This window comes from Halopolyspora algeriensis, from assembly GCF_003337235.1.
In the GTDB taxonomy this organism is placed as follows: domain Bacteria; phylum Actinomycetota; class Actinomycetes; order Mycobacteriales; family Pseudonocardiaceae; genus Haloactinomyces; species Haloactinomyces algeriensis.
In genome coordinates, this window is sequence record NZ_QPJC01000009.1 from 23,764 (window position 1) to 38,108 (window position 14,345).

14 protein-coding genes are annotated in these 14,345 nt (G+C 67.9%); 3 read left to right on the forward strand and 11 right to left on the reverse strand.

Translation table 11 applies throughout. The features are described 5' to 3' along the window. Positions 1-6: 6 nt before the first annotated feature. The 4 genes from DFQ14_RS14195 to DFQ14_RS14210 form a co-directional block, all read right to left on the reverse strand. Entirely contained in the window at positions 7-1,506 is a 1,500-nt protein-coding gene (locus DFQ14_RS14195) for an MDR family MFS transporter (protein ID WP_114453768.1), read from the reverse strand. A 272-nt stretch (positions 1,507-1,778) separates the two neighbouring features. Then, the gene (locus tag DFQ14_RS14200) at positions 1,779-2,459 is read right to left on the reverse strand and encodes a response regulator transcription factor (RefSeq protein WP_114453769.1); all 681 of its coding nucleotides are present in this window, start codon (positions 2,457-2,459) and stop codon (positions 1,779-1,781) included. Further along, entirely contained in the window at positions 2,449-4,014 is a 1,566-nt protein-coding gene (locus tag DFQ14_RS14205; protein ID WP_141921333.1) for a PAS domain-containing sensor histidine kinase, read from the reverse strand. The genes DFQ14_RS14200 and DFQ14_RS14205 overlap by 11 nt, the downstream gene beginning before the upstream one ends. Before the next feature lie 165 nt (positions 4,015-4,179). After that, positions 4,180-5,508 carry an MFS transporter gene (locus DFQ14_RS14210; protein WP_114453771.1) on the reverse strand — a complete coding sequence of 443 codons (1,329 nt, stop codon included), beginning with the start codon at positions 5,506-5,508 and terminating at the stop codon, positions 4,180-4,182. A 410-nt stretch (positions 5,509-5,918) separates the two neighbouring features. On the opposite strand from DFQ14_RS14210, the gene DFQ14_RS14215 reads away from it, so the two are divergent. Further along, the gene (locus tag DFQ14_RS14215; protein WP_114453772.1) at positions 5,919-7,385 is read left to right on the forward strand and encodes an aldehyde dehydrogenase family protein; all 1,467 of its coding nucleotides are present in this window, start codon (positions 5,919-5,921) and stop codon (positions 7,383-7,385) included. An 82-nt stretch (positions 7,386-7,467) separates the two neighbouring features. On the opposite strand, the gene DFQ14_RS14220 is transcribed toward DFQ14_RS14215, so the two are convergent. From DFQ14_RS14220 to DFQ14_RS14250, 7 genes are all read right to left on the reverse strand, one after another. After that, the gene (locus tag DFQ14_RS14220) at positions 7,468-7,743 is read right to left on the reverse strand and encodes a muconolactone Delta-isomerase family protein (protein WP_114453773.1); all 276 of its coding nucleotides are present in this window, start codon (positions 7,741-7,743) and stop codon (positions 7,468-7,470) included. A gap of 85 nt (positions 7,744-7,828) precedes the next feature. Next, positions 7,829-8,536: an alpha/beta fold hydrolase gene (locus DFQ14_RS14225; protein ID WP_114453774.1), complete on the reverse strand. Its 708-nt coding sequence runs from the start codon at positions 8,534-8,536 to the stop codon at positions 7,829-7,831. Then, a complete protein-coding gene (locus DFQ14_RS14230) occupies positions 8,533-9,399 on the reverse strand; it encodes a class III extradiol dioxygenase subunit beta (protein ID WP_114453775.1) in 867 nt (288 codons plus the stop codon). The genes DFQ14_RS14225 and DFQ14_RS14230 overlap by 4 nt, the downstream gene beginning before the upstream one ends. Continuing rightward, positions 9,392-9,736, reverse strand: coding sequence for a protocatechuate 3,4-dioxygenase (locus tag DFQ14_RS14235; protein WP_114453776.1), 345 nt, complete (start codon positions 9,734-9,736; stop codon positions 9,392-9,394). The genes DFQ14_RS14230 and DFQ14_RS14235 overlap by 8 nt, the downstream gene beginning before the upstream one ends. 52 nt (positions 9,737-9,788) lie before the next feature. After that, positions 9,789-10,634 (reverse strand): bifunctional 5,10-methylenetetrahydrofolate dehydrogenase/5,10-methenyltetrahydrofolate cyclohydrolase, encoded by an 846-nt coding sequence (locus DFQ14_RS14240; protein WP_114453777.1) that lies wholly within the window; start codon positions 10,632-10,634, stop codon positions 9,789-9,791. Between the two features lie 8 nt (positions 10,635-10,642). Beyond that, positions 10,643-11,515 (reverse strand): formyltetrahydrofolate deformylase, encoded by an 873-nt coding sequence (purU, locus tag DFQ14_RS14245; RefSeq protein ID WP_114453778.1) that lies wholly within the window; start codon positions 11,513-11,515, stop codon positions 10,643-10,645. Next, positions 11,512-12,396 carry a methylenetetrahydrofolate reductase gene (locus DFQ14_RS14250; RefSeq protein WP_114453779.1) on the reverse strand — a complete coding sequence of 295 codons (885 nt, stop codon included), beginning with the start codon at positions 12,394-12,396 and terminating at the stop codon, positions 11,512-11,514. Before DFQ14_RS14250 ends, purU begins: the two co-directional genes overlap by 4 nt. Positions 12,397-12,777: 381 nt before the next feature. Here DFQ14_RS14250 and DFQ14_RS14255 point away from each other — a divergent pair, with 381 nt between their 5' ends. Next, on the forward strand, positions 12,778-13,500 hold the full coding sequence (locus DFQ14_RS14255; RefSeq protein ID WP_114453780.1) for a PIG-L deacetylase family protein: 723 nt from the start codon (positions 12,778-12,780) through the stop codon (positions 13,498-13,500). After that, on the forward strand, positions 13,497-14,192 hold the full coding sequence (locus tag DFQ14_RS14260; RefSeq protein WP_114453781.1) for a 4-carboxy-4-hydroxy-2-oxoadipate aldolase/oxaloacetate decarboxylase: 696 nt from the start codon (positions 13,497-13,499) through the stop codon (positions 14,190-14,192). The genes DFQ14_RS14255 and DFQ14_RS14260 overlap by 4 nt, the downstream gene beginning before the upstream one ends. Positions 14,193-14,345: the final 153 nt, after the last annotated feature.

Here is a 14,345-nt window from a genome sequence, read left to right on the forward strand (position 1 = left end):
CGGTGCTCATCGGTGGCCGGCGAGCGATGTCGACGTCTCACCGCCCCCGATCTCCGCGTCTCCGCCGTGGCCCGGAGCCTCGGGGCGCTTGCCACGGACGAACAGGGCCGTCACCACGGCCAGAAGCCCGATGACTCCCGCGACGACGAACGCGGCCCGGATCCCGGTGGCATCGGGAGCGCCGGACGGACCGGTCGAGGCGAGAGCGGACACGGCCACGAACGCCGCGGTCCCGGCGGCCCCGGCGACCTGCTGCAGCGTGGTCATGATGGCGCTGCCGTGCGAGTACAGCGCGTTCGGCAGCACGGCCAGCGCCTCGGTCAGCAGCGGTGTCATCATCAGACCGAGCGCGGCCATGAGCAGCATGTGCACCGCGATCACCACGGCGAGCGAGGCGCCGGACCCCAGCGCGGCGAACAGCCACAGCGAGATCGCCATCCCCACCGCGCCCGGGACCACCAGCGGCCGGGCCCCGAACCGGTCGAACAACCGCCCGACCGGCCGCCCGAGCAGACCCAGCACCAAACCACCCGGCAGCACCGCCAGACCGGTGGTGCGCGGGCCCACACCGAGCACACTCTGCAGATACAGCGGCAGCAGGATGGCCCCGGCCCCGAGCAGGCACATGAAGATCAACCCGGACAGCACGACAGCCACCACGAACTGGCGGTGCGTGAAGGGCCGCAGATCCAGCAGGGCCCGGTCCGCTCGCTGCAGGCGCAGCTGGCGAGCCACGAACACCACGAGCGCGGCCACACCCACCAGGATCGGAATCCACGGAGGCATGGACCCACCGCCCTGAGCGGCCGCACCGATGGCCGAAAAACCGTACACGATGCCGGCGAACGCCACCGCCGAGAGCAGCACGGAGGCGACGTCGAGAGCCGCCGAGCTGGTCTCGGCCTCCAGCCGCATCAGGACGAACCCCACGGCGAGCAGAGCCACGGCCAGTGGCAGGACGCTCCAGAACATCCATCGCCAGTCCAACCTGGCCAGCACCAGGCCACCGATCATCGGCCCGATCGCCGGGGCCACCGCGATGACCAGCGAGATGTTGCCCATCATCGCTCCGCGCCGCTGCTCCGGGATCAGCGTCATCACCGTGGTCATCAGCAGCGGGACCATCACCGCGGTCCCGGCGGCCTGCACCACCCGCCCCAGCAGCAGCACCACGAAGCCCGGTGCGAGCGCGCAGACCAGCGTTCCCACGCTGAACAGCGTCATCGCGGCCAAGAACACCTGCCGCGGGGGGATCCGCTGCAGCAGGTATCCCGTGGTCGGAATGACCACCGCCATCGTCAGCAAAAAACCACTGGTCAGCCACTGCACCGTGGTGGCGGCCACGCCCAGCGCGCCGATCAGATGCGGCAGCGCCACACTCAGGATCGTCTCGTTGAGGATCATGATGAAGGCCGACAGCACCAGCACCCCGATGACCAGCCCGGGGCGTGTGGTTCCGACGGCCGAGTCCGGTCTCGTCGCCGCGGGCACTGACGACTCGGGCATGCGAAGGCCACCTCTCGGGGTCGATCGGGAATCGGGAGCCCGCTGATGCCGGGCCGAAGGTCAACGTTAATCGCCACCGGCGACAGAACGCTTGCGATTTCCTCGCGGGGGCTTGCGATTTCCCTCACGGCCGCACCGGCATCGAAAGACCCCGGACGGCTCTCCGGAAGTGGCCACGCCTCGGACCGCAGTGCCAAGGCACCCCCGGAAATCAACTCCGGTGGCCGAAAGCCGACCGCTACGCCCACGCCCGTCTCCGGCCCCGCGGCGGGTCAGTCGGGCGAGGAGATGAGTCCTTCGCGGATGGCGAGCAGCGCGGCCTGGGTGCGCGAGGAGAGCTGCAGCTTGGCCAGCACGTTGCTGACGTGCGTTCGTGCCGTGCGTTCGCTGATCACGAGACTGTCGGCGATGCTTCGATTGGAATGCCCCTGCGCAACAAGGGAGAGAATCTCCCGCTCCCGCGCTGTCAGCGACGTCAGCCCGACGTGTGGTGCGGCCATCCGCCTGGTGAGCTGACGAGCCACGGCCGAGTCCAGGTGCACCTCTCCCGCAGCGGCGGCCCGGATCGCGGTGGCGACCTCGTCGGGGTCGGCGTCCTTGAGCACATAACCGGCCGCGCCCGCCGCGAGCGCGGCATGAACCCGTTCCACCTCGCCGAAGCTGGACAGCGCCACGACCCTCACCTGGGGGTGGGCCTTGACAATGGCTTCGGTCGCCTCCACGCCACCCATGTGCGGCATCTGCAGATCCATCAGCACCACGTGGGGCATGGGCTCGCCGAGGGTCTGCCACTGCTGCATCCGGGTCACCGCCTGCTGCCCATCGGCTGCCTCTCCGATCACGTGCAGCGTGGGAACGGTGTCGATGTAGGCCAGCAGACCGCGACGGACGATCGCATGGTCGTCGACGATCATGACCCGGATGATCTCGGTGGAGGTCTCGTCACCGGCCATCGGCCTCTCCCTCTCCGGCACCCGGTACGCTCGGGCATGGCAGTATCACTCGAACCGCCCAGCCGCCTGCCGGGCGGGCCCCTGCGACGAGCCGGCCGCCCCAGCGCTGGGTCCTTTCTCGCATCGACACCAGCCCGAGCGTGTCATGGTCCGCCTCACCCGCGGTGTCGGACGTGCGGTCGGGGCCATACCCGTTGTCGAGGACCTCGACGACCAGGTCGCCGTCCTCGGAGCGAGTGAACCGGATCTTCACCGCCGTGGCATGGGCGTGCTTGACCACGTTGTGCAGCGCCTCCTGAACGATGCGGTAGAGATCCTCCTGGACGTCGATGCTGGAGTCCAGTTCCAGGTCGGAGGATGCCCGGACGTCGATGGCCAGGCCGGTCCGCGCCTGCTGGCTCGCGGCGTGGGCACGAACGGCCTCGACGAGGCCGCGCTCGGCCAGGTCCAGGGGACGCAGTTCGAAGACGAGTCCGCGGAGATCGGCCAGAGCACTCCCGGAGAGTTCCGCGAGCTCCTCGGCGCCGCTGCGGATCCTGCCCGGATCAGTGTCCACGCGCTCGAGTTGGGCATGCAGTGCCTTGGCCTGCATGCGCATCGAGAGCAACTGCTGCACCACCGAATCGTGCAGATCCCTGGCCAACCGGCGGCGCTCGTCCAGCTGTGCCTGCGACCGCGTCTGGGCAAGGAGTGAGGCAGTGTCGATGGCCACGGCGGCGTGGTCGGCCATCGCCTCGAGGAAGGCCAGTGAGTGCGGACCGGGATCCTCGTCGGGGACGTAGTAGGCGTTGATCACACCGAGGACCCTGCCGCGCACGATCAGGGGCATGGACACGAAGCTGTCCCAGGAGGGGTAGCTCATGATGGCGTGCAGCGGAGCCCAGGCCGGGTCGGCCAGGATCGCGGCCTTCCGGTGGGGGACCACGACCGGCTCCCCGTTCTGGAAGGCGTCCATGAAGCTGACCTTGGCGCCTCGTCGCCGACAGGCGCTCAGCCGTTCGGTGAAGTCCGCGGCGTCGTCGAAGCCCGCCATGCCCAGGACCCGCAGTTCGTCGCGGGGGTCGTCCATGGCCAGGATCTGAACGGCTGCGATGTTCGCCGTCATCGCGATCTCCCGTGCCACCGCGTCGAGGGTCGTGCGCAGCGAGTACGCGTCGGCGACGCTGGATGCCGCCCTGGCGATGGCCGTGAGCCGTTCCTGCTGTCGCAGGGTGTCCGTCACGTCGCTGAACCAGACCGCATGTGCCCCTCCTGCCACGGGCGCGAGGCAGTACTCGAGATCGCGTCGACGCCCGTCCGGGGCCGGCCATGTCGTGTGGTGGCGGTCTTGCCGGGAGCCGTGCGGCGACACGTCGTCGATGTCGAAGGGGGCCGCGCGGCCGACGAGCTCGTCGGCCGGAAGACCGAGGAGTTCGGTGGCTGCGGTGTTGAGCAGGACAAAGTGCCCGTGCCGGTCCAGCACGGCCAAGCCGTCGGCGGACACCTCCATCAGGACCCGGAAGACGGAATCGTCGACCGTGTCCGGCGGCCGGGCGGAGTCGGCAGTTGGTTCCACGTCGTTGTGCACCTCTACCTCGTCACCGGCCCGGCGCCTGAGCCGGGCCGGTCTTTCGTCGGAGACGGTACTGGGAGCCGCGCACCGCTGCGCACGTGAGCGCTGCTCCGGCTGAGGTTCCGCGGAACCCCAGCCGGAGCAGCGTGCGGCAGAGTGCACACGAGCCTACGCCGCCGGTTCGGTCTCCGCGGTGGGCGCGTGTGCCCGTTCGTCTCGCACGGACCCACCATTCTGGCGAAGTCCGAGGACGGCCAGCAGACTGACCAGCGACAGCCCCATGACATAGCAGGCGATCGGCAGGGACGAGCCGTACGCACCGAAAAGCGCTGTCGCGACAATGGGAGTCACGGCGCCGCCGATCATGCCGCCCAGTTGGTAGGCGATGGCGATTCCGCTGTAGCGGAAGTGGACGTCGAAGATCTCGGTGAACAGGCCGCCCTGGGCGCCTGCCATGATGCCCTGCACGATCGCGGCGACGATGAAAGCCAGCAGCGCCAAGCCGGCGTCGCCGGTGTTCACCAGACCGAACATCGGGATCGGCCACAGCACGGCGGTCAACGCGCCCAGCGCGTAGATCTTCTTGGAACCGAAGCGGTCGGACAGCAGCGCCGAGGCGACGATCACCCCCATCCACACCACCGTCGAGACGAGGATCAGCGTGAGCAGGGTGTTGCGTTCGAAACCCACCACCATGGTCCCGTAGGTGAGCATGTACACGATCACCGTGTAGCCGACCGCGGGCGGCGCGATGGCGGCCAGGCTGGCCAGCACGAGAGTGCGGGGCCTGCGGCGGAACAGCTCCGCGGCCGGAACCTTGCTGACCGTGTTCTCCTGCTTGGCCTTTTGGAACTCCGGCGCATCGGCCAGCCGGCTGCGGACCAGGAAACCGACGATCACCAGCAGCAGGCTGATCAGGAAGGGGATGCGCCAGCCGTAGGTCATGAAGTTCTCGTCGGACATTCCCGAGACCGCCAGGAATGCCAGATTGGAGGTCAGCACACCGATCGGCACGCCGAACTGGGCGAAACTGCCGTAGACCGCTCGTCGTCGCGGGGACGCATGCTCGGTGGCGATCAGGATGGCACCACCCCACTCACCACCCACGCCGAAGCCTTGAATGAGGCGGAGCACGAGCAGCAGCAGCGGCGCTCCGATGCCGATGGCGGCATAGGTGGGCAACACGCCGATGAGGAACGTGGATCCGCCCGTCAGCAGGAGGGTGAGGACGAGCATCGACTTGCGGCCGATCCGGTCACCGAAGTGACCGATGACCGCGGCACCCAGCGGACGGGCGATGAATCCCACGGCGAAGGTCCCGAAGGCAGCGATGGTGCCGGCCACGCTGGAGAACTCGGGGTAGAAGAGGCTGCCGAACACCAGCGCCGCGGCGGTGCCGAAGATGTAGTAGTCGTACCACTCGATCGATGTGCCGACCAAGCTGGCCGCGAAGATGCCTTTCTTCGAAGGCCCGGTAGGGGGTCTTTGTGAGGCCACGGGTGTGTACTCCTCTGGAACACGAAGACGGCGGCTGTCCGTGCGACCACGCGAGTGACGGCGGTCTCACGGTTGTGGTTTGTAGGGAATGCAAGTCGCTCGGCGCTTCGAATTCATCGGTCTTCTGCGGCGCTCGAGCTACGTCATGTGTCTCATCGGCGAGCGTCGCGGCCGTGTCGGCTCACGCCGGCGGGCGGGTCTTTCGTCGTGATCGGCACGTCGAGCAGGCGGGCAGCACCGCCGGAAGCCAACGGGACACACCTACGTCAAACGTCCCGGTCCGGCATGCCGCACCGGACCGGACGCATCGGGCCGGGCGTACCGGGCATTCCGCCTGAACTTCGACCTACCGTGATTCGGCGCACAGTGTGCAGCCGGCTGCACGGCCCCCACGACCCCCGAGGAAACCAATGACGGTGTCTTCCGACCAGCTGCCCGAGATCAGAACCGAGCTTTTCATCAACGGCGAAACCCGCAACGCCGATGACGCGCTGCCGGTGATCGACCCGGCCGACGGGGTCTCGACCGTCGGCTACGCCGCAGCCGCCAACGCCGAGCAAGCCGAATCCGCGGTTGCCGCGGCCCATCGGGCGTTTCCGGCATGGGCTGCCCGCACCCCGCAGGAGCGCGCCGCACTGCTGACCGAGGCCCTGGCCCCGCTGGAGGCCGACCGCCCGGCCACAGCGGAGGTACTGACCCGCGAGAACGGCAAGATCCGGCAGGAATCCCACGTCGACTCCATGGTGTTCGCACACCGCTTCACCCTGGCCGCAGGCCTGGCCGAGGAGCTCGAGCACGTGACGCACCTACCGGCACCGCCCTACCGGACCGAGATCTCCTACCGGCCCCTGGGAGTCGTCACGATCATCGTGCCGTTCAACTGGCCGCTGGCGATTCTGGCCGCCTCGCTGCCGCAAGCGCTGCTGGCAGGCAACACCGTCGTGGTGAAGCCGCCGCCCACCGCCCCGCTGGCCACCGTGCGCACGGTCGAACTCGTGGCTCGGTCGCTGCCCCCGGGTGTGCTCAACGTCGTCACCGGCACCGACGCGGAGATCGGTGCCGCGTTGATCCAGGACGATCGGGTCAAGAAGGTCTGCTTCACCGGCAGCACGAACGGTGGCAAACGGATCATGTCGATGGCCGCCGAGTCGCTGACCCGCGTGGCCCTGGAGCTGGGCGGCAACGATCCGGCGATCGTGCTTGCCGACGCCGACCTCGGTCCCGAGACGATGCAGCGCCTGTTTTCCGGGACCTTCGACTCCACCGGCCAGATCTGCATGGCGATCAAGCGGCTCTACGTGCACCGGTCGCGCTACGACGAGGTCGTCGAGGGGCTCTCCGAGATCCTGTCCGCGACCCGGCTGGGCCACGGCCTGGACGAGAACGTGACCATGGGCCCGCTGCACAGCAGGCAGCAGCTGGAGTACGTGCGGGAGCTCACCGCGCAGGCACGCCAGTCCGGTGCCGAGGTCCGCGAGTTCGGACAGGCCGCCGAAGGCGGCGAGGCCACCCGCGGCAATTTCCTGTCACCGTCCCTGGTGCTCGACCCGGCCGACGATGCCCGCGTCGTGGCCGAAGAGCAATTCGGCCCGACCCTGCCGATCCTGCCCTTCGACGACGAGGACGACGCCGTCGCCCGCGCCAACGACACCTGGTCGGGGCTGTGCTCCTCGATCTGGACCCCGGACCTCGACCGAGCCGCCCTGCTGGCCGCACGGCTGCGGACCGGCTACACCTTCGTCAACGCCCACGGCGCCGCCCACCTCGACGAGCGCGCCCCGTTCGGCGGTTTCAACCACAGCGGCATGGGCCGCGAGATGGGCATCGAGGGTGTCCGCGAGTTCATGGACACCCAAGCGGTCGGCTTCCCGGCCTGATCCGCCCCGCACCACCCGATGCCGGTGGGGTGTGCCTCCCGTCGGGAAACACACCCCACCGCAAGCCGATCCGCGCCCTCTTTCACTTCTCCTGGGGATGCGTGGCGAGTGTCTCGACGGAGACGTCCATCCACTTCCACATCGGCAGCGACGCCAGGGCGTCGTGCAGCGCGGCCGGGTCGTCGGCCTCGTAGAGTCCGACGGTGGCGTTGCGCCCGGGAACCCGCCACAGCCGCTTGAGGATGCCGGCCTCGCGCAGTTGCCGGGCGCGTTCCCGTTCACCGGTGCGCAGTTGCTCGCGAGTCTCGTCCGGCGTGTCGGGGGGCAGCAGGTTTTCCGTGCGTACCAGGAATTCCATCGTCTCTCCGGGTCTCGACTGATTCGGCGCGGCGGTGATCACGGCGTGGGCACGACCGGCCCGCGGGGCGGTCCGGTCACCGCGCTCACGCTGCCTGTACCTCCAGCAGCACCTCCGCCAGCTCCTTCGGGGCGGTGACCATGGCTTCGTGCCCGGTCGGGATGTGGTGGACCGGCCAACCCCGAGCTGCGGCCTTCTCGGCCTGCGGCTGAAACACCCGCATCCAGTCGGTGCACTCGACGAAGGCCGCCGGGACGGTCTCGAGGGCTCCGGCAAGCCGCAGGGGTTCGGTGTAGGTCAGCCACGGGTGCGGGGTCAGGCGCGGTTCGAGCCATTCCAGGTCGGCCTGTTCGGACACGCCGAGCTTGGTCAGGGAGCGCACGGGAATGAGCCAGCCGAATCCGGGCCCGCTCACCGAGTCCCGGTAGTGCCCGGCGACCGTGGAGGGCAGCAGATCGATCGCGGCATCACCGTCGTCGCCGACGAACGCATCGAGGTGGACGCGCTTGCTCACTCGCTCGGGAATCCGGTCGGCAACACCGGTGACGACCTGCCCGGCATAGCTGTGCCCGACCAGCACGACATCGTGGAGGTCGTAGGACTCGACGAGCGCCACGACGTCCTGGACGTGCGTGCTCAACCCGACCGACGGGGTGAGCAGGTGCGCGCGGTCGCTGACCCCGGTCAGGGTCGGGGCGTACACCTCGTGTCCTGCTTCGCGCAGCAGCGGAACCACCCGCTGCCACGCCCATCCGCCGTGCCAGGCCCCGTGGAGGAGGACGAAGGTACTCATGCCGTCACCCCTTCCCGACTGTCCAGGTCTTCGAACAGCGCCAACGCCGCCGCGGTGTTGGACGCAGGCACGTGGTAGGTGTCGTGGACGCGAGCGATGTTGTCGCTCATCGCCCCGCGCATCACCAGCCACATGATCAGCTCGATTCCCTCCGTACCGGCCTCGGCGATGTAGTCCTCACGGGTCAGCGCCGTCAGCGCCTCGGGACGATGCTCGATCTTGTCCAGGAACATGCGGTCGAAGCGCTCGTTGATCAACCCGGCGCGGGCTCCGGACAACTGGTGGGACATGCCTCCCGTGCCGAACACCGCGACCTTCAGGTCCTGGGGAAACGACCGGATCGCCCGCCCGATCGCCTGCCCCAGCGCATAGCAGCGAGCGGCCGTGGGTTGCGGATACTGGATCACGTTGACCAACACCGGAACCACGGCACACGGCCAGGATTCGCCCGGCTCGGGACAGTACACCGACAACGGCACCGTCAGACCGTGATCAACATCCAGCTGATGGAATGTGGCGATGTCGAAGGAATCGTCGATGAGCTCGCGCACCATGTGCTCGCTCAGGTCCGGTGCGCCGACCACCGACGGCACCGGCCGAGGGCCCCACCCCTCATCGGCGACGTCGTAGGACTCGGCGGTGCCGATGCCGAAGGTCGGCACCAGATCCATGTCGATGGCGTTGGCGTGGTCGTTGTACACGATCACCGCCACGTCCGGCTGATGTTCGGCCATCCACGTTCGGGCCTTCTCGTAGCCGTCGAACAGGGGTTTCCAGTAGGGGTCCTCGGTCTTGTGGTTGTCCATCGCCGCACCGATGGACGGCACGTGCGAGGTGGCCATACCCCACGTGATCCTAGCCAAATTTCCGCCCTCCCGAACGCATGGCCGAGGCGAACTCCTCGGCCGACATCCCGGTGAAAACACCACCGAGGTACTGCATCGACTTCTGGTCCAACATGGCCAGCTTGAACGTGTAGAAAATGGAGGCGCCCAGATCCAGCATGGCGGTCCAGTCCCGTTCCAGGACGGCCCGTTTCTGTTCCGGCGACAGCTTGTAGGCATCGCAATAGGCGGCCTCGTCCTCGCTGAACCGTCGCCGGTTGTCGGCGTCCTTCAGCGACCCGCACAGCCGGTTGAGTGCGTAACCCCGCCGGCTCTGCTTCACATCGAGCACATAATCGTCACGAGCTTCGGTCATTTCCCCTCCCTCACCGAGCAAATCCTGCAATCCGAGCCTTTTTCGTCCGTGCTTAGCGCGTGGCCTCGTGATCCCGCGCCGCGCCGACCGTCTGCGCGAGCAGAGTCGCGATGGTCATGGGGCCGACACCACCGGGCACCGGGGTGATGAACGAGGCCTTCTCGGCCGCCGCCGCGTACTCCACGTCGCCGGTGTTGTCGGCGTAGCCGGCATCGACCACCACGGCGCCGGGCTTGATCCAGTCACCGCGGATCATCTCCGGCCGGCCGACGGCCGCGACCACCACATCCGCCTCGGCGAGCCGATCGGCGAGGTCGGCGGTTCGGGAGTGGCAGTAGGTGACGGTCGCATCGCGGGCCAGCAGCAGCATGCCCACGGGTTTGCCGAGGATGGGGCTGCGCCCCACGACCACGGCGTGCTTGCCCGCCAGCGGCACCTCGTAGGCGTTCAGCAGCGCCATGATCCCGCCCGGCGTCGCCGACCGGAACCCGCCCTCGTCGAAGGCCATGGTGGCGAACGAGGTGCGGGTGACCCCGTCGACATCCTTGCTCGGGTCGATCGCTTCGAACGCGGCACGCTCATCGATGTGGTCGGGCACGGGATGCTGCAGCAGGATCCCGTCGACGCCTGCGTCGGCGGACAGCTCCCGGAGCCGGCTCACCAGCGTCTCGGTGCTGATGGTCGCGTCGAGTTCGACCCGGCGCGAGTCCATGCCGACCTTCGCGCAGCGGTTGGCTTTCATCCGCACATAGGTATGGGAGGCGGGATCGTCGCCCACCAGGACCGTGACCAGAGTCGGGGTCCGATCGTAGGCGTCGACGAACTCCGCCACCTCGCGGCGAACCCGCTCGAGCATCGCCGCCGACACGGCTCGTCCGTCCAAAATCCGTGCAGTCACCGGCTCTCCTAGAAAACGACCGTCGTGCTGCCGTCGCGAATGACGCGGTCGTCGCAGTGCCAGGACACCGCGCGGGACAGCACCAACCGTTCGACGTCCGCGCCCTTGCGCTGCAGATCCCGCACCGATTCCCGGTGCGACACACGAATCACGTCCTGCTCGATGATGGGCCCCTCGTCGAGGTCCTCGGTCACGTAGTGCGCCGTCGCGCCGACCAGCTTCACGCCGCGGTCCTTCGCCCGCTGGTAGGGACCGGCGCCCATGAACGCAGGCAGGAACGAGTGGTGGATGTTGATGACCGGAACGCCCAGCTCGTCGAGGAAGTCGCCGGAGACGATCTGCATGTACCGCGCCAGCACGAGCAGATCCACATTGCCCTTGAGCAGGTTCAGCTGCTCCTTCTCGGCGGCCGCCTTGTTCTCCTTGTCCACCGGCACGTGGAAGAAGGGGATGTCGAACTGCCGCACCTCGTCACCGAGATCGGGGTGGTTGGACACCACCATCGACACGGTCATGGGCAGCTCTCCGCGCCGCTGCCGCCAGAGCAGGTCGAGCAGGCAGTGGTCCACTCGGGACACGAAAATGGCGACGCGTTTCTGCCGCTTCGCCTCGACGAGCTGGAACTCCAGTCCCAGTCGTTCACCCAGCTTCGCTTCCAAACTCTCGCTGAGCTCGTCGAGCCTGACCGACAGCTCCGGAAGGTGGAAGACGGTGCGCTGGAAGAACCGACCCCCCGCCGGATCACTCGAGGACTGATCGAGCGAGACGATGTTGGCCCCGTGCTCGGTGAGCACGTCCGACACGTTCGCCACGATCCCGGGGCGGTCCTCTCCCCGAACGATGAGGCGTCCGCAGTCCTGGTTGTGGTTCTGCTCGGTCATGACCGATCGCCCTTGTCGGCCACCGAGGCCAACAGCTCCTGCCGCCAGGTCTCGGTCTTGCGAATCTCGTTGAAGGTGAAGATGTGCAGCCCGCGAATGTTGCCCGTGGTGCCTGCCACCGCGGTGCCGAGCCGCTTGGCCAGTTTCGTCGGGTTGTAGCCGCCGGGCAGCAGGAACCGCCACAGCAGGCTTTGCTGCTTTTGCAGGAACCGTGCCGACTGGCCCAGCCCGATGCCCGCCGAGATCCGCATCAGCTTCTGGCGGCTCACCGGTCCCGGCATGCCCACGGAGACCGGAAGATCGATGTCCGAGTTGGCGATGCCCGCCGCCCAGGAGCTCGTCGTGGTGGCATCGAAGCAGATCTGCGTGGTGACGTGGGTCGCCATCGGCGCCTTCTGCTTCAATGCCAGATCGATCGACTCCTGCGGGATGGCCGCGTGCCCCTCCGGGTAACCGCCGATGCCGACCTCGTCGAAGGGATGTGCGGCCGCCTCCATCGCCTGCAGCAGCGAGTACGCGTCCGGAAACTCGCCCGCCGGCTCCGGGGCGTCCCCGCCGATGACGAAGACCGAGCGCGCCCCTGCCTCGCGGAGGCGGACCACCACGTCACCGACATGCCCGGCGTCGACGAACTGCCGCGCAGGCAGGTGCGGCGTGACGGTGTATCCGTGCCGCAGCAGCCGCTCGGTCAGATTCAGGGTCGTATCGATCCCCTTCGCCTCGGTGACCGTGACGGTCAGCGGCACCGTGGTCGGCACCGCGGCGAGCACGTCCTGCTCGGTACTCTTGAACGGCATCACCTCGTAACTGATGTTGCGCACCAGGTCGACGAGATCGGAGCGTCGGCGCCGGCTTTCGGTGACCTCACGCTGGATGCTCATGGCGTCTCCTCAGTCTTCGTGCAGGCGTCACCAGTAGAGCCGAGCGGAGATCGTGTTTCGTCCGGCATTGATTCCGAGTTGACCGCGACAAATGACCGAGGCGCCGAAGACGACGGACCGTTGGATGCTCGGCTGCTGCACTGGAGCACGGAAAACACCGCCGGAACACAGCGATACCGTCCACCACGGTCGCCCGATTTGCCGGATTCGCGCCCACGTCTCCGAGAGCGGCTTCTCGACGGAGATACCGCCAAGCGCGCCGAGTCGACTGACCGCGTGAGTCGAATGACGTAGAGCAAACCGGTCTCGGCGACGTCCCGATCCGGGTCGGCTCCTCCTACTGTCCTTGATGACGGCCGAGGACTGCGAAGGAGATGCCGGATGAGTTCGTTACTCGTGATCAGCGCCCATGCGGGCGACTTCGTCTGGCGGGCCGCCGGGGCCATCGCACTGGCCACCGCCCGCGGCGATCGGGCGAAGGTGGTGTGCCTGACCTACGGGGAGCGCGGCGAGTCCGCAAAGGCCTGGCGCGAGGGCAAAAACCTCGCCGAGATCAAGGAGATCCGGCGTGCCGAGGCGACCAACGCGGCCGATGCGCTGGGCGCGGAGATCGAGTTCCTCGACGCCGGTGACTACCCGTTGCAGGAGAGCCAGGAGCTGGTCGACCGGCTCGTGCGGGTGTATCGCGAGGTCGATCCCGGCGTCGTACTGACCCACCCGCTGACCGACCCCTACAACCAGGACCACCCCGCGGCCGCGCGCATGGCGCTGCAGGCCCGCGTGCTCGCACAGGCCATCGGCTACGACGCCCCGGGCGAACCACTGGGCGCACCACCGGTGTTCTTCTTCGAACCGCACCAGCCCGAACAGTGCGACTTCAAACCGGACGTGCTGCTCGACATCACCTCGGTGTTCGACACCAAACGCACAGCGATGGAGTCCCTGCCCGCACAGCAACACATGTGGGAGTACTACATCGACCTCGCCAAACGGCGCGGCGTGCAGCTCAAACGCAACGCAGGCCCCAACCTCGGCCTGCCGCACAACACCGTGGGCGAGGCCTACATGCGGCTCTACCCCCAGGTCACGGAGGTGCTGAAGTGAACAACGTCATCGTCACCGATCCGCCCCGCGCCGAGCTCGACAAGGTCACCAAGCTCTCCGAGTACGGTGTGGCCACCGTGCACGAAGCACTGGGCCGCACCGGATTCCTCGGCTCGCAGCTGCGCCCGACACATCTCGGCTCACGCATCGGCGGCACCGCCGTCACGGTGCTGTGCTGGCCCGGCGACAATCTCATGATCCACGCCGCGATCGAACAATGCCGCCCCGGTGACGTGCTCGTGGTGACCACGACCTCGCCGTGCACCGACGGACTGTTCGGAGAGCTGTTCGCCACCGCCCTGCAGGTGCGCGAGGTGCGCGGACTCGTCACCACCAGCGGCGTCCGCGACGTCGACGATCTGCACGCGATGGGCTTTCCCGTCTGGTCGGCCGCGGTCAGCGCGCAGGGCACCGTCAAGGCCACGCCGGGCTCGGTCAACGTGCCCATCACCATCGGCGGACAACTCGTCCGGCCCGGCGATGCCATCCTCGCCGACGACGACGGTGCCATGGTCGTACCCCGCAACGACGTCGACCACGGGCTGCAAGCAGCACAAGCCCGTGTCGACAAGGAAGAGGCCACCCGGGAAGCTTTCCGCAGCGGAGAACTCGGCCTCGACCGCTACAACCTGCGCACCAAACTCGCCGACCTCGGTGTGCAATATCTGACCGCGCAGGAATACGGGCTGTAATCGGCAAAGCTCTTCCGAATCCGATCGCCCCATTTCATTACGTCATATGACTCAGCAACCCTGGCCGATCGCGGCCGTGCCACTCCCGCCATTGCTCTGTGCCATCGACCACCCGGCGTGCATAGCTTGAGAGTCACGGAATCGCCGACGGCC